This is a genomic window from Comamonas piscis, assembly GCF_014109725.1.
Taxonomy (GTDB): domain Bacteria; phylum Pseudomonadota; class Gammaproteobacteria; order Burkholderiales; family Burkholderiaceae_C; genus Comamonas; species Comamonas piscis.
In genome coordinates, this window is the sequence record NZ_CP058554.1 from 1,889,825 (window position 1) to 1,913,921 (window position 24,097).

Genomic DNA, 24,097 nt, shown 5'->3' on the forward strand with positions numbered 1-24,097 from the left:
GCAACTGCTAAGCTTGAATGTCTTCATTCAAAACACTCGCATGCGCGACCAAGCCCTGTTTGACAAGATTGACCTGCACCTGATCCGGGTGCTGCACACGGTGCTGACCGAGCGCAGCGTCTCGCGGGCGGCCTTGCGCCTGGGCATGTACCAGCCGGCGGTGTCGGCAGCGCTCAAGCGTCTGCGCGATCTGGCCGGCGACCCCTTGTTGGTGCGCTCGGGCGCGGCCATGATGCCCACGGACAAGGGCCAGCGCATGGTCGAGCCCGCGGCAGCCATCTTGCGCGCGGCCGAAGGCCTGTTCAGCGATGCCCGCGATTTTGACCCGCAGACAGCGACCCGCACCTTCCGCATTGCGGCGAGCGATTACTTTGATCCGCTGTTCTTGCCCGCGCTGGTGACCCGCATCAAGTCCGAGGCGCCGCTTTGCGTGGTGGAGATATACCCGCTGTCGTCCGAGACCCATTACCATGCGCAACTCGCCCAGGGCGATATCGATGTGGTGGTCGGCAACTGGCTGCAGCCGACCGGCGACCTGCACATGACCAGCCTGATGAGCGACGAAGTGGTCAGCCTGGTCAGCCAGCGGCACCCGGCAGTGCGGAGGGGCTGGGATGTGGAGGCCTGGCTGCAGGCTGAGCACATTGCCCCGACTCCCACCCACCCGGGCGCGCGCGGCATCATTGACGCGCGGTTGGATGCGCTGGGGGTGGAGCGGCGCATCATGGCGCGCTGCGCGCATTTCAGTGCCATCCCGGGGATGGTGGCATCGAGTTTGCTTGTGCTGACCACCGGGCGCCAGTTCTGCGAGCGCTTTGTCGACAAGCATGCGCTGACCATTCTGGAATGCCCGCTCAAGCTGCCGGCACTGGACTATTACCTGCTCTGGCATGCCCGCAGCCATGCCTCCGAAGCTGCCATCTGGCTGCGCGCCTGCCTGAAGAAAACTGCACTGTCGTTGCGCAGCCCCGTGGCTTATTCGGTGTGAGTGCGTGCATCTTCAAGCCCAATGCCCGCGTCGGGTAACAATTTGAGGGACAATTGCCGCCCATGAAAGAACAGACCCCGACACCGACAACCGATGGCGACACGCCACGGTTACAGCTGATCGGCATCACCAAGCGCTACCCAGCGGTTGTAGCCAATAACAAAGTATCGTTGACCGTACGCGCTGGTGAGATCCACGCGGTGCTGGGCGAAAACGGTGCGGGTAAATCGACCCTGATGAAGATCATCTACGGCTCGGTTAAACCCGATGAGGGCCAGATCCTGGTTGACGGTCTGCCCGTACAGATCCGCAATCCGCAGGAAGCACGCCAGCTGGGCATCAGCATGGTGTTCCAGCATTTCAGCCTGTTTGATACCCTGACCGTGGCCGAGAATGTCTGGCTGGGCCAAAGCAAGCAAATGTCTTTGGCGCAAGTGACCGCTCGCATCAGCGAGGTGGCCAGTGAATATGGCTTGGAGATCGACCCGCTGCGCCCAGTACACAGCCTGTCGGTAGGCGAAATGCAGCGAGTGGAGATCATCCGGGGCCTGCTGACCCGGCCGCGCTTGTTGATTCTCGATGAGCCCACCTCGGTGCTCACGCCCCAGGCGGTGGAGAAGCTGTTTGTGGTGCTGCGCAAGCTCGCCGCTGAGGGCTGCAGCATTCTCTATATCAGCCACAAGCTCCATGAAATCCGCGCGCTGTGCAGCGCCTGCACGGTGGTGCGTGGCGGCCAGGTGACGGGTGAATGCGATCCGCGCGAGCACAGCAATGCATCGCTGTCGCGCATGATGATTGGCGCCGAGCCTGCACGGCTGGAGCTGCGCCCCAGCAAAGTGGGCGCTGCTGTACTGCAGGTGCAGCAGCTGCGTTTGGCCCGGCAAGACCCTTTTGGCATGGACCTGGACGGCATTGCGCTGCAGGTGCGCGCTGGTGAGGTGGTGGGCATTGCAGGGGTATCGGGCAACGGCCAGCGCGAGCTGTTGTATGCGCTATCGGGCGAAGACACCCGCGCCGAGCCGCAGATGGTGATGGTGGATACCACGCCCGTGGGCCGCATGGGCCCGGGCCAGCGCCGCGCGCTGGGCCTGCATTTTGTGCCGGAAGAGCGCCTGGGCCGGGGCGCTGTGCCCAGCATGAGCCTGGCGCACAACCTGGTGCTGACGCGCAATGAGATGCTGGGAGCAGGCGGCTGGCTGCGCATGGGCCAGCTCGACGAGATGGCGCGCGGCATCATCGCGCGCTTTGGCGTCAAGGCCGGTGGGCCGCATGCCAGTGCGCAGTCGCTCTCGGGCGGCAACCTGCAGAAATTTATTGTCGGCCGCGAGATCGATGCCAAGCCGCGCTTGCTGATCGTGTCGCAACCCACCTGGGGTGTGGATGTGGGCGCGGCCGCGCAGATCCGGGGCGAGATTTTGGCGCTGCGCGATGCGGGCTGCGCGGTCCTGGTGCTCAGTGAGGAGTTGGAAGAATTGTTTGAGATCAGCGACCGCCTGCATGTGATGGCCAAGGGGCGGCTGTCCCCCTCGGTGAACCGGGCCGATGCCTCGGTGCAACTGATCGGTGAATGGATGAGTGGCCTGTGGGAAGGGCGCGGCGCTGCTGCTGCTGCTGCTGCTGCCACCGCCTCGGTCGAGCCGCAAGGGGGCCAACATGCTTAAGCTGGAGCAACGCCCCCAGGCCTCGCGCTTCTGGACCTTTGGCTCACCGGTGCTGGCTTTGCTGATCACCGTGCTGATAGGGGTCGGCCTGTTTGTGCTGTTGGGCAAGGATCCGGTCAAGGGGCTGCAGGCCTTTTTCTGGGAGCCCATCAAGTCCGGCTATGCGCTGGGCGAGCTGACGATGAAGGCCACGCCGCTGCTGCTGATTGCGCTGGGCCTGGCCGTGTGCTTTCGCTCCAATGTCTGGAACATTGGCGCCGAGGGCCAGTTCGTCATTGGCGCCGTGGCTGCGGGTGGCATGGCCTTGCTGGCCGACAAGAACACCGGCCCCTGGATCATTCCCGTGATTCTGCTGGCTGGCATGCTCGGCGGCATGGTCTGGGCCGGCATCGTCGCCTGGCTGCGTGACCGCTTCAATGCCAATGAGATTTTGGTCAGCCTGATGCTGGTTTATGTTGCGACCCTGGTGCTGGGCTACCTGGTCTACGGGCCCTGGAAGGACCCGATGGGCTACAACTTCCCGCAGACCAAGAGCTTCGAGAAGATCACGCAAATCCCCAAGTTGGTGCAAGGCATGCGCATGAACATCGGCGTGCTGATTGCGCTGGCCGGTGCTGCGATGCTCTGGATCTACCTGTTCCGCACCCGTGCCGGCTTGGCCCAGCAGGTGGGCGGTTTGGCGCCATCGGCGGCCCGCTATGCCGGGTTCTCGTCGCGTAAGGCCCTGTGGACGGCGCTGATGATCTCGGGCGCCACCGCTGGCCTGGCGGGTGCGCTGGAAGTGGCCGGCCCGCTGGGCCAGCTCACCCCCTATGTGCCTGCCGGCTATGGCTTTGCGGCCATCATCGTCGCCTTTGTCGGTCGCCTGCACCCGGTGGGCATGGTTTTCTCCGCGATTCTTATGAGCATGTTCTATATCGGCGGTGAGCTGGCGCAGTCGCGCCTGGGCTTGCCCAAGGCCTTGACGGGCGTGTTCCAGGGCCTGCTGCTGTTCACCTTGCTGGCCTGCGACACCTTGGTGGTCTACCGCCTGCGTTGGGTGGCATTGCGCGCTGCAGTCAAGGGAGGCCTGTGATGGAATCCTATGCACTGCTTTTGGGCGCCACCCTGAGCGCTGGCACTGTTTTGGCGCTGGCCGCGCTGGGCCTGCTGATCAATGAGAAAGCCGGCATCGTCAACCTGGGTGCCGAGGGCATGATGCTCTGCGCTGCCATTGCCGGTTTTGCCACCGTGGTACACACCGGCAGCACCTGGCTGGGCTTTGGCGCGGGTATGTTGGCGGGCGCGGTACTGGCCGCCATCTTTGGCGTGCTGGTGATCTGGCTCAACACCAACCAGTACGCCACGGGCCTGGCGCTGTCGCTGTTTGGCGCAGGCTTCTCGGCCTTTGTCGGCCTGTCCTATGTGCAGGCCAAGCTGCCCAGCCTGCCCAAGTACGCCATCCCTGGCCTGGCCGATATCCCGCTGCTGGGCCCAGCGCTGTTTACCTTGCACCCGCTGGTGTATGGCGCGATGGCGCTGGTGCTGGTGATGATGTGGTTCCTCTACCGCACCCGCGCCGGCCTGGTGCTGCGCGCGGTGGGTGAATCGCCCAGCTCCGCCCATGCGCTGGGCTACCCGGTGCGCCGCATCCGCCTGATGGCGGTGGTGTTTGGCGGCGCGATGTGCGGCCTGGCCGGTGCCTATATCTCGACCGTCTACACCCCCCTGTGGGTGGAAGGTATGGTCTCGGGCCGGGGCTGGATTGCACTGGCGCTGACCACCTTTGCCACCTGGCGGCCGGCCCGCGTACTGTTGGGCGCCTACCTGTTTGGCGGGGTGACCATGCTGCAGTTCCACCTGCAGGCCAGTGGCGTGCAACTGGCCAGCCAGCTGCTGTCGATGTTGCCTTACCTGGCCACCATCGTGGTGCTGGTGCTGATCTCGCGCAATCCGACCTGGATTCGCGCCAATATGCCTGCCTCTTTGGGCAAGCCCTTCTATCCGGGCTCATAAGCGCGTGTCACCACGCGCCCATAACGATAACAACGGCCCGGCTTTCGTTCATTTTTCATAAAAACCAAGGATTCATCCATGCAAACCGTGCGCAAGCGCTCCGTGATCAAGCTGATCGGCCTGTCGGCCCTGTCTCTGGCAACCCTGGCCGCCTGCGGCAAGAAGGAAGAGCCAGCGGCCCCCGCCACGCCAGCGCCGGCTGCTGCAGCGCCAGCGGCTGACAAGCTCAAGGTCAGCTTCATGTATGTGAGCCCGATTGGCGACGGCGGCTGGACCTTCCAGCACGAGTTGGCCCGCAAGGCGATTGCGCAGAAGTTTGGCGACAAGATCGAGACCTCGATGGTCGAGAGCGTGCCCGAATCGGCCGATGCCGAGCGCGTGCTGCGCGACATGGCGGGCCAGGGCAACCAGCTGATCTTTGCGACCAGCTTTGGCTACCAGGAGTTTGTGCAGAAGGCCGCAGCCGATCTGAAGAGCGTGAAGTTCGAGCACGCCACCGGCTACAAGCAGGCCGAGAATGTCGCGGTCTACGACACCAAGACCTTTGAAGGCGCCTACCTGGCCGGTATCGTCGCCGGTTCGATGACCAAGACCAAGACCGTCGGTGTGGTCGCCTCGGTGCCGATTCCGGAAGTGGTGCGCAACATCAACAGCTTTGTGCTGGGCGCGCAAAGCGTGGATCCGAGCATCCAGGCCAAGGTGGTCTGGGTGAACGAATGGTTTGCACCCCCCAAGGAATCGGAAGCGGCCACCAGCCTGATCAACGGCGGTGTGGACGTGATGTACCAGAACACCAACTCGCCAGCGGTGCTGAAGACCGCCGAAGAGCGCGGCGTCTACGCCTTTGGCAAGGACGGCGACATGAGCGCCTTCGCACCCAAGGCCCACCTGGGCTCGGCCGTGATCGACTGGACCCCTTACTACAGCAAGGTGGTGGAAGACACGCTGGCTGGCAAGTGGCAGACGGGCAACTTCTGGTGGGGCGTGAAGGAAGGCGCGATGGATCTGGTCAAGATCGCCGACCAGGTGCCGCAGGAAGCCAAGGACAAGGTCGCCAAGGCCCGGTCCGGCATGAAGGACGGCAGCTTTGCCGTCTGGACCGGCCCGATCATGGACAACAAGGGCCAGGAAGTGCTGGCCAGTGGCGCCGTGGGTGATGACGCCTTCCTGCGCGGCATCAACTTCTACGTCAAGGGCATTGAAGGCGCGGTGCCAGGCGCCAAGTAAACGCGCTGCCCGGCTATCGCTACAGACTGCGGCGGCCGGGCGCGCTGGCAAACAAACAACAAAGCAGCGCCGCTAGCTGGCGGGCACTTGGAACCTGGCCCGATTTATGCATATATTGGCCGGGCGATGTTCTACCCGCTGCAGGGCTGCGTCGCGGCATGCATGGCTCGACATTCCAACAACATTCGAGGACACACAGAGATGACTGATTTCCACAAGCGTTCGCTGATCAAAGTCGCCGCACTTTCCGCGCTGGCCGCTGCCGCCATGGTGGGTTGCAGCAAGAAGGAAGAGGCGCCTGCGCCTGCACCCGCTGCTGCCCCGTCCGCCGCAGCCCCTGCTGCCGATCCTTTGAAGATTGCCTTTGCCTACGTGGGCCCGGTGGGCGACGGTGGCTGGACCTTTGCGCACGACCAGGCGCGCAAGGCGCTGGAGAAGGAATTTGGCGACAAGATCCAGACCAGCTATGTGGAAAGCGTGCCCGAAGGCGCCGATGCCGAGCGCGTGCTGCGCGACATGGCCACCCAGGGCAACAAGCTGGTGTTTGGCACCACCTTTGGCTACATGGATGTGATCCAGAAGCTGGCGCCCGATTTTGCCGATATCAAGTGGGAACATGCCACTGGCTACAAGGTGGCGGGCAATGTCAGCACCTATGACAGCCGCACCTATGAAGGCGCCTACTTGGCCGGTATCATCGCCGGCTCAATGACCAAGTCCAACACCTTGGGCGTGGTGGGCTCGGTGCCGATTCCTGAAGTGATCCGCAACATCAACAGCTTTACCCTGGGCGCGCAAAGCGTCAACCCCAAGATCAGCACCAAGGTGGTCTGGGTCAATGAGTGGTTCAGTCCACCCAAGGAAACCGAAGCAGCGACCAGCCTGATCAACGGCGGCGCGGACATTCTGTTCCAGAACACCGACTCGCCGGCCGTGCTCAAGACCGCCGAAGAAAAGGGCAAGCGCGCCTTTGGTTGGGATTCGGACATGACCGCCTACGGCCCCAAGGCCCACCTGGGTTCGGCCATCATCAACTGGACCCCTTACTACATCGACACCACCCGCAGCGCGCTGGAAGGCAAGTGGACCAGCCGCCAGACCTGGTGGGGCGTGAAGGAAGGCACGATCGACCTGGTGTCGATCGCTGACGACGTGCCCGCCGAAGCCAAGGCCAAGGTGGACGAAGTCAAGAAGGGCCTGAAGGACGGCACGTTCAGCATCTGGAAGGGCCCCATCCTGGGCCAGGACGGTAAGGAAATTCTGGCTGCCGACAAGGTTGCCGATGACGACTTCCTCAAGGGCATCAGCTTCTACATCAAGGGCGTGGAAGGCAATGTGCCGGGCAAGTGATGTGCGGGGGCTGCACCCAGTCTAAGAGCCGCTAACACGGCCCAGCAAACCGAAGGTTTGCGGTTGAGACGAGGCGCCAAGCCGCAGGCAGTACATTAGTACGACAAGGCTTGGCGCGGCCGGCGAGGCAACGAAGTATCAAGGGTTGTGTTATCGGCTCTAAACGCGAGTGGCAGCGGTGCATTTAGCCCCGGTGCTACCATTGCGACCCAAGGCTGCCTCAGGGCAGCCTTGTCATTTATACAAAGAGATTTCCCCCGATGATCGAAGCCCAACAATGGCACCCGGTTGCCTTGTCTGATGCCGTGGTGAGCGCCCCGCTGCCGGTGCGCCTGCTGGACCAGGAACTGGTGCTGTGGCGTGATGCGCAAGGCCAGGTGCAGGCCTTTGTCGACCGCTGCCCGCACCGCGGTGCCCGCCTGTCGCTGGGCCGCGTGCAGGATGGCCAGCTGGAGTGCCCCTACCATGGTTGGCAATTTGCCAGCGGCGGCCAGTGCGTGAAGGTGCCGGCCGTGCCCGCCTTTGTGCCACCTGCCAAGCACTGTGTTGCGTCCTATGGCGTGCAAGAGGCCCATGGCCTGGTGTGGGTGCAGCTGGCGCCCGATTCGGAGGGCCAGCCCGCCACGCCGCTGCCGGTGTTCGAGGCCGAGGCCGATGAGCGCCTGCGCAAGCTCAACTGCGGCCCCTACGATGTGGAGGCCAGCGCGCCCCGCATCATCGAGAATTTTCTGGACATGTCGCACTTCGGCTTTGTTCACGAGGGCTGGCTGGGCAGCCGCGATGCGACCGAAATGTCGCACTACGAGGTGGAAGCGACCGACCGGGGCGTGAAGGCCACCGGCTGCAAGGCCATCCAGCCCCAGTCCAATCTGCACTCGACCAAGCCGGCCGAAGTGGACTACGCCTATGAGGTGACCGCCCCCTATACCGCCTTGCTGACCAAGGTGCCCGAGAGCGGTTCGAGCAAGCAGGGCTGGCGCGAGGCGATTGGCCTCTTTGTCTGCCCGGTCACGCCCGAGCGCAGCCGCGTCTGGTTCCGCCTGGCTGTGGCCGATTTCGAGAGCACCGATGCGCAGCTGCAGCAGTTTCAGCATACGATCTTTACCCAGGACCAGCCGGTGCTGGAATCGCAGATGCCCAAGCCTTTGCCGCTGGATGCCAAGGCAGAACTGAACTCACCGGCCGACCGCATGTCCGTCGCCTACCGCCGCTACCTCAAGGCCAGTGGCGTTACTTTTGGAGTGTGTTGAGATGTACACCGTCCCCCAGATTGAAGCCGCCCGCCTGCCCGGCCTGCTGCGTGCCATGCCCAAGGCCGAGCTGCATATGCACATCGAAGGCTCGCTGGAGCCCGAGCTGATTTTTGCGCTGGCCCAGCGCAATGGCGTGGCCTTGTCCTATGCCGATGTCGAGAGCCTGCGCGCAGCGTATGCCTTCACGAACCTGCAGAGCTTTCTCGATATCTACTACGCGGGCGCCAGTGTCTTGCTGACCGAGCAGGACTTCTACGACATGGCCATGGCCTACCTGGAACGCGCCGTGGCCGACAACGTTGTACACACCGAGATCTTCTTTGATCCGCAGACGCACACTGCCCGGGGCGTGGCCATGGCGCCGGTGATTCAGGGCCTGCACAAGGCCTGTGTGGATGCGGAAAAGCGCTGGGGCATCAGCTCGCAGCTGATTCTGAATTTTCTGCGCCACCTGAGCGAAGAAGAAGCGCTGCAGACCCTGGACGAGGCCCTGCCTTACCGCGCTTACTTCAGTGGTGTGGGCCTGGACAGCAGCGAGGTCGGCAACCCGCCAGAGAAGTTTGCCCGCGTGTTTGCGCGCTGCAAGGACCTGGGCCTGCGCCGCGTAGCCCACGCCGGGGAGGAGGGGCCGCCCGCCTACATCTGGGGCGCCCTGGATCTGCTGCATGCCGAGCGCGTAGACCATGGCGTGCAAGCGGTGCATGATGCGGCGCTGATGCAGCGCCTCAAGGACGAGCGCATTCCGCTCACGGTCTGCCCGCTGTCCAACCAGAAGCTGCAGGTTTTCCCCGATCTGGCTGACCACAATATGCCGCAGCTGCTGGCTGCTGGCCTGGTGGCCACCGTCAATTCGGACGACCCGGCCTATTTTGGCGGCTATATCAACGAGAACTTTGTGCAGCTGTTTGCCGCCACCGGCATGGGATCGGACGAAGCCTACCAGCTGGCCGCCAACAGCTTTGAGGCCAGCTTTGTGCCCCAAAGCCGCAAGCAGGCTTGGCTAGGACAGCTGCAGATGGCCTTTGCGGAGGCGGCCCGTCAAAGCTAAACGCGAAAGCACCAAGGGCGCCGCAAGGCGCCCTTGTTATTGGTGGGTGTGCAGATGTCTTAAGCCGCTGCCGGTACCGACTCGGACAACATCGCATTGCGCAGCTGCAGCGCATAGCCTTCGAGCACCGCGCTACCGGGCTCTTTGCGGGGCCAGCTGAAGCTGACGCCATCGTCGGCATGGCGGGGCACCACATGCAGGTGGAAATGCGCGACGGTCTGGCCGCCTTCGACGCCATTGGCCTGCAACAAGGTCAAGCCGGCGGGCTCAAAAGCGATCTTGGCAGCCAGCGCGACCTTGCGCGCTGTCTGCATCACCGCGGCCGATTCTTCGTTGGTGATCTCGAAGATATTGGCCGCATGGCGCTTGGTGGCTACCAGCACATGGCCGGGGTTTACTTGGCCCAGGTCCATAAAGGCCATCGTCAGTTCGTCCTCATACACTTTGGCCGAGGGAATATCGCCTTGTACCAGTCGGCAGAAAATGCAGACACCGGCAGGGGATGGATCAACAAAATGCGGCATGGGCCAGGCTTCCTCCTAAGGGATCGCGGTGCTGTGTACATGCACAGCGCCTGCGGTAATGGGTTTCACCAACAGGTAAAACAAACACTATAGACCGCAGATATGACCTGCGTGTGCACCTAAGGCTGGTGTTTTCCCTGATTAACCTTTGCGCTGCTGTCAGCCTACATCCCGTGTTGCTGCGCGGCCCACAATCTCGGCTGCCAACAGCACCGCCGCAGCGCATAGAAACTATTGCTGGGCTTGTATAACGGCAGCCCTTGGCAGCCGCTAAGCTGGGCGCCATGCATATTTACCGTTCCGCCCTGTTGCGCTTTGCCGAAGATGGCAGCGCCCTGTATGAAGAAGATGGCCTGCTGGCCGTGGCACCCGGGGCCGATGGCCGCGAGCGGGTGCTGGCCGCTGGCAGCTGGCAGGCGCTGTCGGCACAGCTGCTGGCCCAGGCGGGGGCTGATACCGTCGTCGAGCACCTGCCGGGCCGCATCATTGCGCCAGGCTTTGTGGACATGCACATCCACTACCCGCAAACCGATGTGATCGGCTCGCCCGCCAGCGGCCTGCTGCCTTGGCTCAATGACTACACCTTTCCACATGAATCGCGCTTTGTCGACGCCCAGTACGCCGGCGAAGTCGCGCATTTCTTTGTCGACGAACTGCTGCGCAATGGGGTGACCACGGCGCTGACCTTTGCGACCTCGCACCCGGCATCGGCCGATGCGCTGTTTGCCGAGGCGCAGCAGCGCCAGATGCGGCTGATCACTGGCAAGGTGCTGCAGGACCGCCATTCGCCCGATGGCGTGCGCGATGAGACCGAGCAAAGCCTCATCGATACCGAAGCGCTGATCCGCCGCTGGCATGGGGTGGACCGCCTCGGTTATGCGATCACGCCGCGCTTTGCGCCTACCAGCACCGATGCCCAGCTGCGCGGTGCCGGCGAGCTGGCGGCACGCTACAGCGATGTCTGGATCCAGTCGCATGTGGCAGAAAACCTGGACGAGATTGCCTGGGTGCGCGAGCTCTTCCCCGACAGCCGCAGCTACCTGCAGGTCTATGCCGACAGAGGGCTGATGCGGGAGCGGGCCGTGTATGCGCATTGCATCCACCTGGATGCGCGCGACCGCGCACTGATGCACGAAACCCGCACCGCCGCAGCGGTGAGCCCGACCAGCAACCTGTTTTTGGCCAGCGGCTTTTTCGACTACGCCCAGGCCGACGCGGCGCAGATGCTGTACGGGCTGGCCAGCGATGTGGGCGGTGGCACCAGCTTCAGCCCCTTTCGCACCATGCTGGCGGCCTATTTTGTAGGCCGCGAGGGACGCGACAAGCAGGGCCTGTCGCTGGCGCCCAGCCATTTGTGGTGGCAGCACACGGCGGGCGCGGCGCAGGCGCTGGGCCTGCCAGGCGTGGTGGGCAATCTGCAACCGGGCTGCGAGGCGGATTTTGTGCTGATCAACCCCCAGGCGACTCCGCTGATCGCCCGCAAGACGGCGCAGGCGCGGAACCTGGAGGAGCTGCTGTTCAGCCTGATCGTGCTGGGCGATGACCGGCTGATTGAGCGCAGCCAGATTGCGCAGAAGTTGGGCTGATCCTGGCGTGGCTGTAGCGCATGCCTTTCGCTACAATGCCGCCTAGGAGTTATTCAAGACATGAGCATTCAAAGCGACAAGTGGATTCGCCGCATGGCGGAACAGCACGGCATGATCGAGCCGTTTGAGCCTGGCCAGGTGCGCCAGGTCGATGGCAAGAAGATCATCAGTTACGGCACCTCCAGCTATGGCTACGACATCCGCTGCGCCCGCGAGTTCAAGGTCTTCACCAACATCCACAGCACCGTGGTGGATCCCAAGAACTTCGACGAGAAAAGCTTTGTCGATTTTGAAGGCGATTACTGCATCATCCCGCCCAACAGCTTTGCGCTGGCCCGCACGGTCGAGTACTTCCGCATTCCGCGCGATGTGCTGACCGTCTGCCTGGGCAAGAGCACCTATGCGCGCTGCGGCATCATCGTCAATGTGACGCCGTTTGAGCCCGAGTGGGAAGGCTATGTGACCCTGGAGTTCTCCAACACCACGCCGCTGCCCGCCAAGATTTATGCCGGCGAGGGCTGCGCCCAGGTGCTGTTCCTGCGCGGTGATGAGCCCTGCGAGGTGAGCTATAAGGACCGCAATGGCAAGTACCAGGGCCAGCAAGGTGTGACCTTGCCGAGGGCCTGATAGCGCCGAGCGATGCCACCCAGCCACTCCCATTTTTGGAGTGGCTTTTTTACAGGGCGGCCGCCGGGCGTGGCGGAGATTTGCAAATTTTGTTCAATGGCTGCGCAAGCGGCGGTTTTTCTGCCAGTTCAGGGGCCGGTCTTACGGGCCGGGCCCCCGCAAATGCGCTACTGTACGCGGATCGATAACAGAGGTGGTGCCAGCGCACTGCAAGGAGAGCGACCATGAAATGGGAAGGCAACCGCGAATCAAGCAATGTGGAAGACCGCCGAGGCAGCGGTGGTGGGGGCGGAGGCGGCTTTGGCATAGGCGGGCGCAGCATCGGCATTGGCACCGTGGTGCTGGCGCTGATTGGCTGGGGCGTGTTTGGCATCAACCCGCTCACCACGATTGGTGTGCTGTCGGGCGGTGGCTCGCCCGCGCCCACGCAGCAAGGCCCGGCCAAGGCGCCGCCGGCCAATGATGCGGGCGCCAAGTTTGTCTCCACCGTGCTGGCATCGACCGAGGATGTGTGGACCGATATCTTCACCAAGGGCGGCGCCCAGTACCGCGCACCGCGTCTGGTGTTGTTCACCGGCGTCACGCGCACCGCTTGCGGCACCGGCCAGTCAGCAATGGGGCCTTTTTACTGCCCGGGTGACCAGAAGGTCTACCTGGACATGGATTTCTTCAACACCATGAGCCGCCAGCTGGGCGCGCCTGGCGAGTTTGCGCGTGCCTATGTGGTGGCGCACGAGGTGGGCCACCATGTGCAAAACCTGCTGGGCATCTCGGGCAAGGTCGATGCGATGCGCGGCCGCATCAGCGAGCGCGAGCAAAATGCGATGTCGGTGCGGCTGGAGCTGCAGGCCGACTGCTATGCCGGCATCTGGGCCAACCATTCGCAGCAGGCCAAGAGCTGGCTGGAGCAGGGCGATATCGAATCTGCGATGAATGCTGCCCAGCAAATTGGCGATGACAAGCTGCAGCGCGAGGCCACTGGCACGGTGCGCCCTGACAGCTTTACCCATGGCTCCAGCGCACAGCGGGTGCGTTGGTTCACCCAGGGTTACAAGACGGGTAGCGTCCAGTCCTGCGACACCTTCCAGGCCGGCAGCCTTTAATGCTCCGGGCCCGCCCTGCAAATACAGGGTGGGGCCGGCCGCTGTGGCACCCTGCGCTGCAGTCTTTGGCACCAGCGCTTACGCTGCTCCGCCAGGATTTGCAGCGGCGTGGAGCGAATCCGTGGGGCAAGACAGGGTTAAACCAAGCACCGATTTGTCTGCAGTGCGACAATAGGGGGCTTACATGACAAATTCCTTCTCCAACCTTCATCTGGCCGAGCCCTTGGCCAAAGCCATCTCCGAGATGGGCTACGCATCCATGACGCCGATCCAGGCACAGGCGATCCCTGTGGTTCTGACCGGCAAAGACGTCATGGGCGCCGCACAAACGGGGACCGGCAAGACAGCTGCTTTCTCACTGCCGCTGCTCCAGCGGATGATGGTGCATGAAAACAGCTCCGCATCCCCCGCGCGCCACCCAGTGCGTGCGCTGGTGCTGCTGCCTACCCGGGAGCTGGCCGACCAGGTCGCCCAGCAGATTGCCCAGTTTGCCAAACACACCAAGCTGCGCAGCACCGTGGTGTTTGGTGGTATGGACATGAAGCCCCAGACCCTGGAGCTGAAAAAGGGCGTCGAGATCTTGGTGGCAACGCCGGGCCGCCTGTTAGACCATATCGAGGCCAAGAACGCCGTGCTCAACCAGGTTGAGTACGTGGTGCTTGACGAGGCCGACCGCATGCTGGATATCGGCTTCTTGCCCGATCTGCAACGCATCCTGTCCTTCTTGCCCAAAAAGCGCACCACCTTGCTGTTCTCGGCCACGTTCTCGCCCGAGATCAAGCGCCTGGCTGGCAGTTACCTGCAGGACCCCATCACGATCGAGGTGGCGCGCCCCAACGAGACGGCGTCCACCGTCGAGCAGCGCTTTTACGCCGCCTCCGATGACGACAAGCGCCGTGTTTTGACCAAGGTGCTGCGTGATCGCCAGATCCGCCAGGCCTTTGTGTTCGTCAACAGCAAGCTCGGCTGCTCGCGCCTGGCCCGTACCTTGGAGCGCGAAGGCCTGCGTGCCGCCGCCTTGCACGGCGACAAGAGCCAGGACGAGCGCCTGAAAGCGCTGGAAGCCTTCAAGCAAGGCGAAGTCGACCTGCTGGTCTGCACCGATGTGGCCGCCCGCGGTCTGGACATCAAGGATGTGCCAGCGGTGTTCAACTTTGATGTGCCCTTCAATGCCGAAGACTATGTGCACCGCATTGGCCGTACCGGCCGGGCTGGTGCATCGGGCCTGGCCGTCACCTTGGTATCGCACGCCGATGCCCGCCATGTGTCGGACATCGAGAAGCTGATTAAGAAAAAGATTGACGTCGAGAACTTTGGCCTCGACGAGCAGCCGCAGCGCGAGCGCTTCAACGACGGTAACCGCGAGCGCCGTGAGCGTGAAGCAGGCCGCGAGCGCGAGGGCAGCAGCGCAAGCCGTGAACCTCGTGGCCGTGACCGCCGAGCCCGTGACGATGAGCCCCAAGACCGCCGCGAGCGTTACCGCCCGGCTCCCGTCTCGCGTGATCCCTTCTTTGACAAGCCCTATGAGCCCAAGGCGGCCGAGCCTGCAGCCTGGGATGCCAACGCCAAGCCGGCGCCCACGCGGGGTGCTGGCAGCAGCAAGCCCCGCCGCAAGGTGGCGGCACTGTTCAAGCCATCGCCGGCCTCTGAATAAACACGGAAGTGCTAACGACCAAGGCCTCAGCCCTTACGGCTGAGGCCATTTTTGTTTTTAGCGGCGCTTAACCGGGCTGCTGCGCTTGCTCGCAGTCCACATCGATCAGCTCGCGCTCGGCCAGCGTACTGCCAAAGCGCACCGCCGTCAGGCAGCCGCCCCAGACGCAACCGGTGTCCAGTGCCAGCAGGTGCGGGCGGTTCAGATCGCCCAAGGTAGACCAGTGGCCAAAGGCAATCGTGGTGTTCGCCGCAGCGCGGTTTGGCAGGTCAAACCAGGCGGTCAGGCCCTCGGGGGCATCGGCCAGGCTTTCCGTGCTGTCAAAGTCCAGGCTGCCATCGGCCTGGCAAAAGCGCATGCGGGTCAGCACATTGGTGATCATGCGCAGGCGGTCCATGCCGGTCAGCTGGGGATCCCATTGCGCGGGGGTATTGCCATACATGGCCTGCAAAAACGTATCCAGCTCATTGCTGCGCAGCACCTCTTGCACTTCCGCGGCATAGCGCAAGGTGGCGTCCAGATCCCAGCTTTGGTGGACACCGGCATGCACCATCAACAGCTGCTCCGCACCCAGCGTATGTGTGCGTGCCAGTGGCTGCTGGCGCACCCAAGCCAGAAGCTGGGCCGCATCGGGCGCCTGCAGCACCTCCAGCAAGGTGTCGCGCCGGGAGAACTTGCGCCGGCCCTGCGCGGCCGCGAGCAGGTGCAGGTCATGGTTGCCCAGAATGACCTGGATGCCACCATCAGCCGCCATGCAGCGCCGCAAGGTCTGGGCCGATTCAGGGCCGCGGTTGACCAGGTCGCCGAGCAGATAGACGTTGTCGCGGCTGGGTGAGAAGTCGATCTTGGCCAGCAAACGCCCCAAAGCGCTATCGCATCCTTGGATATCGCCGATACAGTAAAGTGACATGCTTGTAGAACTACCTGTGAACTATTTTGTTAGACGTACTCTTGATCGCCCTGTTGACCCTGCTTAACGGGGTTTTTGCCATGTCCGAGCTGGCCTTGGCCAGCAGCCGCAAGTCCCGTTTGCTGGCCATGGCCGAGAGTGGCGACAAGGGCGCCAAAGCGGCGCTGGATCTGCTCAGCAATCCTACCCAATTTCTGTCGTCGATTCAGGTTGGCATCACCTCGATTGGCATGCTCAACGGTATTTTTGGTGAAGCGGCGTTCAGCGATGGCGTGGCGCAGTGGCTGATTGGCTGGGGCATGCCCAGCGCTGCCGCCTCGATTGTCGCCACCACCACCGTGATTCTGGTCATCACTTATATGACGATTGTGTTTGGCGAGCTGGTGCCCAAGCGCATTGGCCAGATGTACCCGGAAGCCTCATCGCGCATCATTGCGCTGCCTTTGACCTGGGTATCCAGAATCGCCAAACCCTTTGTGTGGCTGCTGTCGGTTTCTGCGCTGGGCGTGCTCAAACTGCTGCGCATCAAGGATGAATCGGACCGCGCCGTGACCGAAGAAGAAATTGTCGCCAGCCTGGATGAAGGCCGCGATGCTGGCGTGATTGAACACCATGAACACCAAATGGTGCAGAACGTGTTCCACCTGGATGACCGTCCGCTGATCTCGATGATGGTGCCGCGCGGCGATGTGGAATGGCTTGACGCCAATCTGACGGTGGCCCAGGCGCTGCACGAGGTGCGCGCGTCCAGTGGCAAGGGCGCGCATTCCTGGTACCCCGTTTGCCGCGATTCATTGGATAACGTGGTCGGCATCGTGGGCGTCGCCCAGCTGCTGGATGTGGCCGATACCCAGAATACGGCGCTTACGCGCGTGGCGATTCCTGCCAGCTATGTGCCCGAGACGCTCAGCGGCTTTGAACTGTTGGAGCAATTCAGGGCACGGGCAGGGCGCATGATTTTTGTTGTTGATGAGTACGGTGTGGTCCAGGGCATCATCACGCCCCGGGACGTACTGGAAGCCATTACTGGCGAGCTGAAACCGGGCGCTACCAGCGAAGCCTGGGCCGAGAAGAACGACGATGGTTCCTGGTATCTGGATGGGCTGATGCCGGTGTCTGAATTGAAGGCCCGATTGGAAATCAAAGAGTTGCCCGATGAAGACAAGGGCCGCTATAACACCTTGGCTGGGATGCTCATGGCAGAGTCAGGCCATTTGCCCCCATTGGGTGAAAAGATTTACTGCGCCGGCTGGGTTTTTGAAGTGCTGGCCTTGGAGGGGAAACGCGTAGATAAAGTAATTGCCAGGTTGGATAGCAAGGCACTTGATTACTAATTGTTACAAATAAGTATACGCAAGTTTACCAAGTCTTTAAATAGAAAGATGTGTGGGCTCACTCGGTTATTGTGTTTTTGGTTATACTGCCCACGTTAACTGAATTGAATGGATATTAAACATGCCTACTTTGAAGGAAATCGACGCCCAACTGGCAGCCCTGCAACAACAGCGTGAAGAAGTTCGTCGCAACGAACTGAAGACGGCTGTAGACCAGGTGCGCAAGCTGGTGACGGATTACGGTCTGACCGAACAAGACGTATTCCCTCCTGCACGCGGCCGTTCGGCTTCCGCTGGCTCCAAAGTGGCACCCAAGTACCGTGATCCGGCAACGGGTGCTACCTGGACGGGCCGCGGCAAGGCACCAAAATGGATCGAAGGCCAAGACCGTGATAAGTTCGCGATTTAAGCTGGACGTCCTTCAAAGAAAAACCTGCTTCGGCAGGTTTTTTTTCGTTGCGGGGTCCACTGGTTGAGCAGCTTTATAAAAATAAACAAAGATCTTCTTAATTTCTCCTATTTTTGATGCATCCGTTTGCCTGCGGTGCTCGCTGCCCGGTAGTGCTCAGTTCTGATCGGCGCTAAATTTATGTATTTGCCAATAGTGCCTTGCTATAATTGTAATTGTTAATCTATAGGCTTATTCATTTTTTGGAACGGTTTAGACATTCGATCCCAAAGCTTTGGCAGCGAACTGGCAGCTTTGGGATTGCGTCGCATTTGCATGCACTGCTGAATGCGGCAGAGAGATTAATGCCGGCGCAGGCCGTGCTCAAGCAGAGATTGCAGATGCGGCTGCAGGGCTTAGCCTTTGGATGACATATAGAAGACCTGGCCCGGGAGTAGACTGTTCGCAGCCCCGGTATCCGCAAAACAGGAGTCACGATGAAATCAGGTGTTCATGAGCCAGCGCAGCATGCGTTCGCCTCGACCTTCAAATCCCTTTCAATCGCTTCGACCAAGAAGTCAGGCAAAAGCAGCAAGGGCAAGTTCTATTCGCTGCCGGAGTTGAGCAAGCAATTCCCAAATATCCAGCGCCTTCCGATGTCCCTGCGCATTGTGCTGGAGTCGGTATTGCGCAATTGCGATGGCCAGCGGGTGCTGCCCGAGCATGTCGAACAGCTTGCCAATTGGAAGCCGCAGGCCGAGCGCACCGAAGAGATCCCGTTTGTGGTCGCGCGCGTGGTGCTGCAGGATTTCACCGGCGTGCCGTTGCTCGCCGATTTGGCGGCGATGCGCAGTACGGCCGAACGCATGGGCAAGGACGCCAGTGCCATCGAGCCGCTGGTGCCGGTCGATCTGGTGGTGGACCACTCGATCATGGTGGATTACTACGGCAGCAAGAATGCGCTGGACCTGAACATGAAGCTGGAGTTTGAGCGCAACAACGAGCGTTACCAGTTCATGAAGTGGGGCATGCAGGCTTTTGACACGTTTGGCGTGGTGCCACCAGGCTTTGGCATCGTGCACCAGGTCAATCTGGAATACCTGGCGCGCGGTGTGCACCAGAACAAGCAGCAGGTGTACTACCCTGACTCGCTGGTGGGTACCGACAGCCACACGACGATGATCAATGGCGTAGGTGTGGTGGCCTGGGGCGTGGGCGGTATCGAGGCCGAAGCCGCGATGCTGGGCCAGCCGGTTTACTTCCTCACGCCCGATGTGGTGGGTTTTGAGCTCTCGGGCACCTTGCGCGAAGGCGTTACCGCCACCGACCTGGTGCTGACCGTGACTGAGATGCTGCGCCGCGAAAAGGTGGTGGGCAAGTTTGTCGAGTTCTTTGGCGAAGGCACCCGCAGCCTGTCGGTGCCGGACCGCGCCACCATCGGCAATATGGCCCCCGAATACGGTGCCACGATGGGCTTCTTCCCGGTCGATGACAAGACCATGGATTACTTCAAGGGCACCGGCCGCAGCAAGGCCGAGATTGCCGCCTTTGAGGCCTACTTCAAGGCCCAGAACCTGTATGGCGTGCCCCAGGCTGGAGACATCGACTATTCCCAAGTCGTGCGCCTGGACCTGGCCACGGTAGCACCTAGCCTGGCGGGCCCCAAGCGGCCGCAGGACCGCATTGAGATCGGCCAGGTGGCGGACAAGTTCGACACGCTGTTCAGCGCTCCGGTTGCACAAAACGGCTTCAACCTGCCTGCGGAGCAGTTGGCCCGACCCGTCAAGGTGCACATCAATGGCGCTGGCGAGACCGCCAAGCCACAGACCAAGCCCTTGCCCGCAGGCTCGCCGCGCAATGCGGAGGAGATGGTTGCCAACAAGCCTGCGGTCGTGGATGAAGCGGCCGCTGTGGATGCCGCCGATGCCCATGCCGAGCGCATTGAAGGCCATGATGTCGATCTGCACAACGGCGATGTACTGATTGCCGCTATCACCAGCTGCACCAATACCTCCAACCCCAGCGTCATGCTGGCGGCAGGTTTGCTGGCCAAGAAGGCTGTCAAGGCGGGGCTGCGCGTGCAGTCGCACATCAAGACATCGTTGGCGCCCGGCTCGCGCCTGGTCACCCTGTACTTGACGGAATCCGGTCTGCTGCCCTATCTGGAGCAACTGGGCTTCAGCATCGCTGGTTATGGCTGCACCACCTGCATCGGTAATGCTGGTGATCTGTTGCCAGAGTTCAACAGCGCCATCCAGCACCACGACCTGGTCTGCGCGGCCGTGCTGTCGGGCAACCGCAACTTTGAAGCGCGCATCCATCCCAATATCCGCGCCAACTTCCTGGCCAGCCCACCGCTGGTGGTGGCCTATGCGATTGCTGGCAATGTGCGCAAGGATTTGATGACCGAGCCAGTTGGGCAGGGCAAAAACGGCCGCGACGTCTACCTGGGCGATATCTGGCCTACGACCGACGAGGTGCAAAAGCTGATGAAGTTCGCAATGAACGGCAAGGCCTTCCGTGCCAACTACGAGAAGGTCAGCAGCGAGCCCGGCAAGCTTTGGGAAAAGATCAAGGGCGTGACCGGCGCGACCTACACCTGGCCGGACAGCACCTATATTGCGGAGCCGCCGTTTTTCAAGGATTTCTCGTTGGCGCCACGCGCGCAGGATGCGGAGCAGGCCGCAGTTGCCGTACGCAAGGCAAGAGTAATGGCCTTATTTGGTGATTCGATCACCACCGACCATATCTCGCCCGCTGGCTCTATCAAGGACAGTTCGCCTGCCGGCCAATGGCTGCTGGCCAACGGCGTCAAGAAGAGCGACTTCAACAGCTATGGCTCGCGCCGTGGCAACCATGAGGTAATGATGCGTGGCACCTTTGCCAATGTGCGCATCAAGAACCTGATGCTGGAGGCCAAGCCCGATGGATCCCGTGAGGAGGGTGGGCTGACGCTGTACCAGAATCCGGGCGACGAACAGGGCAGCAAACTCTTCATTTACGATGCCGCCATGCGCTATATGGCAGCCGGCACGCCTACCGTGGTGTTTGCGGGCGAGGAATATGGCACCGGCTCCAGCCGTGACTGGGCCGCCAAAGGCACCCAGTTGCTGGGCATCAAGGCGGTGGTGGCGCGCAGTTTCGAGCGTATTCACCGCGCCAACCTGGTCGGCATGGGCGTGTTGCCGCTGCAGTTCAAGCAGGGCGAAAGCTGGGAGAGCTTGAACCTTCGCGGTGACGAGCTGATCGACGTTGTGCCAGACCCGTCACTGGCACCGCGCAGCAAGGCTAAATTGATCGTCCAACGTGCGGACGGCAGCGTTACCGAAGCCGAGTTGGTGTTGCGTATTGACACGCCTATCGAGGTGGAATACTACAAGGACGGCGGTATACTCCCCTTCGTTTTGCGCCAGCTGCTGTAAGCGCTGACCTACGCGCGACTAACACGGGCCTTGTAACAACGAGGCCCGTTTGCATTTGTTGACCGTTACTGGTCAAATAGATGGACGTTAGTTTACTTTTAATTACTTTTAGCCAACTATGGCCCATCCTTACACCCCTTTGTCGCTTGGCAGGCGCATGCACGAGATCCATACACGGGTCATGTGGTGCTTGCTCGCTGGCGGGGTGCTCTTGGCTGGCTTGGTGGCGACCGATGCGCAGGGCGTGGGCTTTGCCCGCGCGTTGCAGACCTGGGTCCAGGTCCTGCTTCTGCTCGCTGCGCTAGCCACCTTGGGTTGGGGCGGGCGGCTGCTGCTGCAGGGCTCGGCAGGCAGTGCCTTCATGGGCCGGCCGCTATGGGTGTGCAGCGCCGTGGTGTTGGGGGGCTTTGCGGTGGTGCTAGCGCTGCCTTTGCGCATGTCTGAGCATGGAAGTCGGCCGGCACTGTGGATGGAGCTTGCTGTCAATATCTTGCTATCGATAAGCCTATTGATAGTTTCCATAGATTTATTGTCTTCAAAACAACGCAGCAGCCCGGAAGCGCTGCCCCGAGCCAACCATTGGCTGCATCTGCAAAGCCATGGCGCGGTGCTGGCCGCGCTGGTCCTGTTGGTGACGGCCACGGCCGTGCTGGCGCAGAGCCTGGTCGATCTTGAAAGCGTACGCCGCTATGTCTTGCCGCTGGCCATGCTCGCCTGCTGCGGATGGGCGGCGGTGCAGAGCCGCCACTTTGCGGGCCAGTCCGGGCGCTGGACGGTGCTGAGAATCGCTGGCGCCTTGGCCGCAGGCGCGGTGGCCATTCTGCTGGGGGCCGGTAGCCACTGGGCCATGCTGGTAGAGCAAGCTGCCTGGTGCTATGCACTCTCGGTGCTGGCGCTGGTGCTGATCATGGCCTCGCTGCGCCACAGCCTGGTGGACTGGACCTCGGCCCATCCTGCGCGCCTGCAGGCTGAGGAATGGCTGGAGCAAGCCCCTATTGGGGTGGTACGGGTCGACGGCAATGGCGTCATCGTGCATGCCAACCGCACCCAGCTCGACTGGCTGGGCCTGCCCAGCCTGGTGGACCAACCCTGGACCGAGGCGCTGGCGCCCAGCCTGCGCAGCCAGGCGCCCGACTGGCTGGCACGCCTGCGCGCCGGCCAATCGCTGGCTTTTGAGCAAAGCATTGATACGCCGCAAGGCCTGCGCCACTTCCAGACCGATATTCTGGTCGCGCCCCAAGGCCGAGATGCGCATGCCTTCATGCTGCTCTCTCACGATGTGTCCATGCAAAAGCTGATGGTGGGCCGGGTCCAGGAGCAGCAGTCGCAGTTGGTGTCGTTGGTCAGCGCCATCCCTGATCTGGTGGTGCTCAAGGGCGCCGACGGCCGCTTGCTCCATTGCAACCAGGCCTTCGAGCGCCTGGTGGGCCTGACCCATGGGCAGATCATTGGCCGCACGACCTCGGACCTGGGCCTGCAAGGGCGCATGCCCTCGGACTGGGAGACCGATCTGCGCGCCCGCAACAGCAACACGCCGGTGGTCTATGAGGAGACCCTGCAGTTTGCCGACAACGGTTACCAGGGCCGATTCGAGATCAGTAAATCAGCCATCCGCGCCGCCAATGGCGAGGTCACTGGCTTGCTCTGCATCTGCCGAGATCTGGCCGAACGCAGCCGCGCGCGCAAGGAAATCGAGCGCCTGGAATTCTTCGATGTGCTCACCGGCCTGCCCAACCGCCGCATGCTGATGGACCGGCTCGAATGGTCGATCATCGCCTGCAAGCAACGCGGCACCTATGCCGCCCTCCTGTTTATCGATCTGGACAATTTCAAGGACCTCAACGATTCGCTGGGCCACCAAAAGGGCGATCGGCTGCTGTGCGAGGTGGGCAAGCGCCTGATTGCCAGCGTGCGCAGCGGCGATGTGGTGGCGCGTTTTGGTGGTGACGAGTTTGTGGTGCTGGTCGAGAACCTGGGCGCGGAGCGCATACAGGCCGAGGCCCATGTGCGCTCGGTGGTCGAACATGTGATCACCCGTTTCAAGCAGCCGTTTGCGCTCGATGGCCAGTCGCACCACAGCACCCCCAGCATTGGCGTGACGGTGTTTGGCGACCACGAGTCCCTGACGGTGCAGGAGCTGCTCAAGCGTGCGGACCTGGCGATGTACGAGGCCAAGTCTGCCGGCCGCAACACGCAGCGCTTCTTCGATCCGCAGATGCAGGCCATGGTCAATGCACGCGCCAATCTGGAAAGTGACCTGCGCCAGGCCATCCACGACGGTGAGCTGCAGGTGTACTACCAGCCGGTGATGAATGGCAGCGGTACCTTGATGGGCGCAGAGGCGCTGGTGCGCTGGCGCCATCCCGCGCGCGGCCTGGTCATGCCCATCGAGTTCATCGACCTCGCCGAGCAGACCGGGCTGATCGTCGACCTTGGCCATTTTGTGATGCGCACCGCCTGCGAGCAGCTGGCGCTGTGGGCCGCTCATCCCTCGACCCAGGCGCTGACCATGTCGGTCAATGTCAGCCCCCGGCAGTTCCACAACCAGGGTTTTGTCGATGAGGTGCTGGGCATCGTCGCGCAGACCGGCGCCAACCCGGCACGGCTGAAGCTGGAGCTGACCGAGAACCTGCTGCTGGGCGACGTCAACGAGACCGTGAACCGCATGCGCCAGCTCAAGGAGCGCGGCCTGGGTTTCTCGCTGGACGACTTTGGAGTGGGCTATTCCTCGCTGGCCTACCTCAAGCGCCTGCCGCTGGACCAGCTGAAGATTGACCGCAGCTTTGTCAGCGATGTGCTGAGCGATGTCAGCGACGCGGTGATTGTGCGCACCATCCTGGCCCTCGCCCAAAGCCTGGAGCTGGAAGTGGTGGCTGAAGGCGTGGAGAACTCCGAGCAGGTGGATTTTCTGATCAGCAATGGCTGCAAGCGCTTCCAGGGTTTCCACTTTGGCCGTCCGGTGCCGATTGGCGAGTTCGAGCGCCTGCATGGCTTTCCCAGCTGCCGGCCGGCTTGATCAGCAAGACC

18 protein-coding genes are annotated in these 24,097 nt (G+C 62.2%); 16 read left to right on the top strand and 2 right to left on the bottom strand.

Annotated features, from left to right (window positions below; genetic code table 11):
• Positions 1 to 40: 40 nt before the first annotated feature.
• The 8 genes from HS961_RS08435 (at position 41) to HS961_RS08470 (ending at position 9,522) form a co-directional block, all read left to right on the top strand.
• Positions 41 to 988 (top strand): LysR family transcriptional regulator, encoded by a 948-nt coding sequence (locus HS961_RS08435; protein WP_182327273.1) that lies wholly within the window; start codon positions 41 to 43, stop codon positions 986 to 988.
• 62 nt (positions 989 to 1,050) lie between these two features.
• Positions 1,051 to 2,649, top strand: a complete 1,599-nt coding sequence (locus tag HS961_RS08440; protein ID WP_182327274.1) for an ABC transporter ATP-binding protein — start codon at positions 1,051 to 1,053, stop codon at positions 2,647 to 2,649.
• Entirely contained in the window at positions 2,642 to 3,724 is a 1,083-nt protein-coding gene (locus HS961_RS08445) for an ABC transporter permease (RefSeq protein ID WP_182327275.1), read from the top strand. The genes HS961_RS08440 and HS961_RS08445 overlap by 8 nt, the downstream gene beginning before the upstream one ends.
• Positions 3,724 to 4,644 (top strand): ABC transporter permease, encoded by a 921-nt coding sequence (locus HS961_RS08450; protein ID WP_182327276.1) that lies wholly within the window; start codon positions 3,724 to 3,726, stop codon positions 4,642 to 4,644. The genes HS961_RS08445 and HS961_RS08450 overlap by 1 nt, the downstream gene beginning before the upstream one ends.
• 78 nt (positions 4,645 to 4,722) lie before the next feature.
• Complete coding sequence (locus tag HS961_RS08455; RefSeq protein WP_182327277.1) at positions 4,723 to 5,871, top strand: BMP family ABC transporter substrate-binding protein; 1,149 nt, start codon at positions 4,723 to 4,725, stop codon at positions 5,869 to 5,871.
• 201 nt (positions 5,872 to 6,072) lie between these two features.
• Positions 6,073 to 7,221, top strand: a complete 1,149-nt coding sequence (locus HS961_RS08460; RefSeq protein WP_182327278.1) for a BMP family ABC transporter substrate-binding protein — start codon at positions 6,073 to 6,075, stop codon at positions 7,219 to 7,221.
• Between the two features lie 260 nt (positions 7,222 to 7,481).
• Positions 7,482 to 8,471 (top strand): aromatic ring-hydroxylating oxygenase subunit alpha, encoded by a 990-nt coding sequence (locus HS961_RS08465; RefSeq protein WP_182327279.1) that lies wholly within the window; start codon positions 7,482 to 7,484, stop codon positions 8,469 to 8,471.
• A 1-nt stretch (position 8,472) separates the two neighbouring features.
• Positions 8,473 to 9,522, top strand: coding sequence for an adenosine deaminase (locus tag HS961_RS08470; protein ID WP_182327280.1), 1,050 nt, complete (start codon positions 8,473 to 8,475; stop codon positions 9,520 to 9,522).
• A gap of 59 nt (positions 9,523 to 9,581) precedes the next feature.
• Here HS961_RS08470 and HS961_RS08475 read toward each other — a convergent pair whose 3' ends face one another.
• Positions 9,582 to 10,046, bottom strand: a complete 465-nt coding sequence (locus HS961_RS08475; protein ID WP_182327281.1) for an HIT family protein — start codon at positions 10,044 to 10,046, stop codon at positions 9,582 to 9,584.
• 284 nt (positions 10,047 to 10,330) lie between these two features.
• On the opposite strand from HS961_RS08475, the gene guaD reads away from it, so the two are divergent.
• The 4 genes from guaD to HS961_RS08495 all read left to right on the top strand — a co-directional run bounded on the left by guaD (position 10,331) and on the right by HS961_RS08495 (position 15,016).
• The gene (guaD, locus tag HS961_RS08480) at positions 10,331 to 11,632 is read left to right on the top strand and encodes a guanine deaminase (RefSeq protein ID WP_182327282.1); all 1,302 of its coding nucleotides are present in this window, start codon (positions 10,331 to 10,333) and stop codon (positions 11,630 to 11,632) included.
• A 60-nt stretch (positions 11,633 to 11,692) separates the two neighbouring features.
• Positions 11,693 to 12,259: a dCTP deaminase gene (gene dcd, locus HS961_RS08485; protein ID WP_182327283.1), complete on the top strand. Its 567-nt coding sequence runs from the start codon at positions 11,693 to 11,695 to the stop codon at positions 12,257 to 12,259.
• Between the two features lie 224 nt (positions 12,260 to 12,483).
• On the top strand, positions 12,484 to 13,362 hold the full coding sequence (locus HS961_RS08490; protein WP_182327284.1) for a neutral zinc metallopeptidase: 879 nt from the start codon (positions 12,484 to 12,486) through the stop codon (positions 13,360 to 13,362).
• A 184-nt stretch (positions 13,363 to 13,546) separates the two neighbouring features.
• Positions 13,547 to 15,016, top strand: coding sequence for a DEAD/DEAH box helicase (locus tag HS961_RS08495; protein WP_182327285.1), 1,470 nt, complete (start codon positions 13,547 to 13,549; stop codon positions 15,014 to 15,016).
• A 67-nt stretch (positions 15,017 to 15,083) separates the two neighbouring features.
• On the opposite strand, the gene HS961_RS08500 is transcribed toward HS961_RS08495, so the two are convergent.
• On the bottom strand, positions 15,084 to 15,926 hold the full coding sequence (locus HS961_RS08500) for a symmetrical bis(5'-nucleosyl)-tetraphosphatase (protein ID WP_182327286.1): 843 nt from the start codon (positions 15,924 to 15,926) through the stop codon (positions 15,084 to 15,086).
• 26 nt (positions 15,927 to 15,952) lie between these two features.
• Between HS961_RS08500 and HS961_RS08505 the strand changes: the two genes are divergently transcribed.
• The 4 genes from HS961_RS08505 (at position 15,953) to HS961_RS08520 (ending at position 24,086) form a co-directional block, all read left to right on the top strand.
• Complete coding sequence (locus HS961_RS08505; RefSeq protein ID WP_272956294.1) at positions 15,953 to 17,260, top strand: hemolysin family protein; 1,308 nt, start codon at positions 15,953 to 15,955, stop codon at positions 17,258 to 17,260.
• A 121-nt stretch (positions 17,261 to 17,381) separates the two neighbouring features.
• Positions 17,382 to 17,669 carry an H-NS family nucleoid-associated regulatory protein gene (locus HS961_RS08510; protein WP_182327288.1) on the top strand — a complete coding sequence of 96 codons (288 nt, stop codon included), beginning with the start codon at positions 17,382 to 17,384 and terminating at the stop codon, positions 17,667 to 17,669.
• A 476-nt stretch (positions 17,670 to 18,145) separates the two neighbouring features.
• Positions 18,146 to 21,070: an aconitate hydratase gene (locus HS961_RS08515; RefSeq protein ID WP_182327289.1), complete on the top strand. Its 2,925-nt coding sequence runs from the start codon at positions 18,146 to 18,148 to the stop codon at positions 21,068 to 21,070.
• A 157-nt stretch (positions 21,071 to 21,227) separates the two neighbouring features.
• A complete protein-coding gene (locus tag HS961_RS08520) occupies positions 21,228 to 24,086 on the top strand; it encodes a putative bifunctional diguanylate cyclase/phosphodiesterase (protein WP_182327290.1) in 2,859 nt (952 codons plus the stop codon).
• Positions 24,087 to 24,097: the final 11 nt, after the last annotated feature.

Excerpts from the sequence above, each read along its gene's own strand:
- HS961_RS08470 (WP_182327280.1), top strand. The coding sequence starts at position 8,473 with ATGTACACCGTCCCCCAGATTGAAGCCGCCCGCCTGCCCGGCCTGCTG.
- HS961_RS08440 (WP_182327274.1), top strand. The coding sequence starts at position 1,051 with ATGAAAGAACAGACCCCGACACCGACAACCGATGGCGACACGCCACGG.
- HS961_RS08510 (WP_182327288.1), top strand. The coding sequence starts at position 17,382 with ATGCCTACTTTGAAGGAAATCGACGCCCAACTGGCAGCCCTGCAACAA.
- HS961_RS08500 (WP_182327286.1), bottom strand. The coding sequence starts at position 15,926 with ATGTCACTTTACTGTATCGGCGATATCCAAGGATGCGATAGCGCTTTG.
- HS961_RS08460 (WP_182327278.1), top strand. The coding sequence starts at position 6,073 with ATGACTGATTTCCACAAGCGTTCGCTGATCAAAGTCGCCGCACTTTCC.
- HS961_RS08475 (WP_182327281.1), bottom strand. The coding sequence starts at position 10,046 with ATGCCGCATTTTGTTGATCCATCCCCTGCCGGTGTCTGCATTTTCTGC.
- HS961_RS08450 (WP_182327276.1), top strand. The coding sequence starts at position 3,724 with ATGGAATCCTATGCACTGCTTTTGGGCGCCACCCTGAGCGCTGGCACT.
- HS961_RS08495 (WP_182327285.1), top strand. The coding sequence starts at position 13,547 with ATGACAAATTCCTTCTCCAACCTTCATCTGGCCGAGCCCTTGGCCAAA.
- HS961_RS08515 (WP_182327289.1), top strand. The coding sequence starts at position 18,146 with ATGAAATCAGGTGTTCATGAGCCAGCGCAGCATGCGTTCGCCTCGACC.
- HS961_RS08465 (WP_182327279.1), top strand. The coding sequence starts at position 7,482 with ATGATCGAAGCCCAACAATGGCACCCGGTTGCCTTGTCTGATGCCGTG.
- HS961_RS08455 (WP_182327277.1), top strand. The coding sequence starts at position 4,723 with ATGCAAACCGTGCGCAAGCGCTCCGTGATCAAGCTGATCGGCCTGTCG.
- guaD (WP_182327282.1), top strand. The coding sequence starts at position 10,331 with ATGCATATTTACCGTTCCGCCCTGTTGCGCTTTGCCGAAGATGGCAGC.
- HS961_RS08520 (WP_182327290.1), top strand. The coding sequence starts at position 21,228 with ATGCACGAGATCCATACACGGGTCATGTGGTGCTTGCTCGCTGGCGGG.
- HS961_RS08490 (WP_182327284.1), top strand. The coding sequence starts at position 12,484 with ATGAAATGGGAAGGCAACCGCGAATCAAGCAATGTGGAAGACCGCCGA.
- HS961_RS08435 (WP_182327273.1), top strand. The coding sequence starts at position 41 with ATGCGCGACCAAGCCCTGTTTGACAAGATTGACCTGCACCTGATCCGG.
- dcd (WP_182327283.1), top strand. The coding sequence starts at position 11,693 with ATGAGCATTCAAAGCGACAAGTGGATTCGCCGCATGGCGGAACAGCAC.
- HS961_RS08445 (WP_182327275.1), top strand. The coding sequence starts at position 2,642 with ATGCTTAAGCTGGAGCAACGCCCCCAGGCCTCGCGCTTCTGGACCTTT.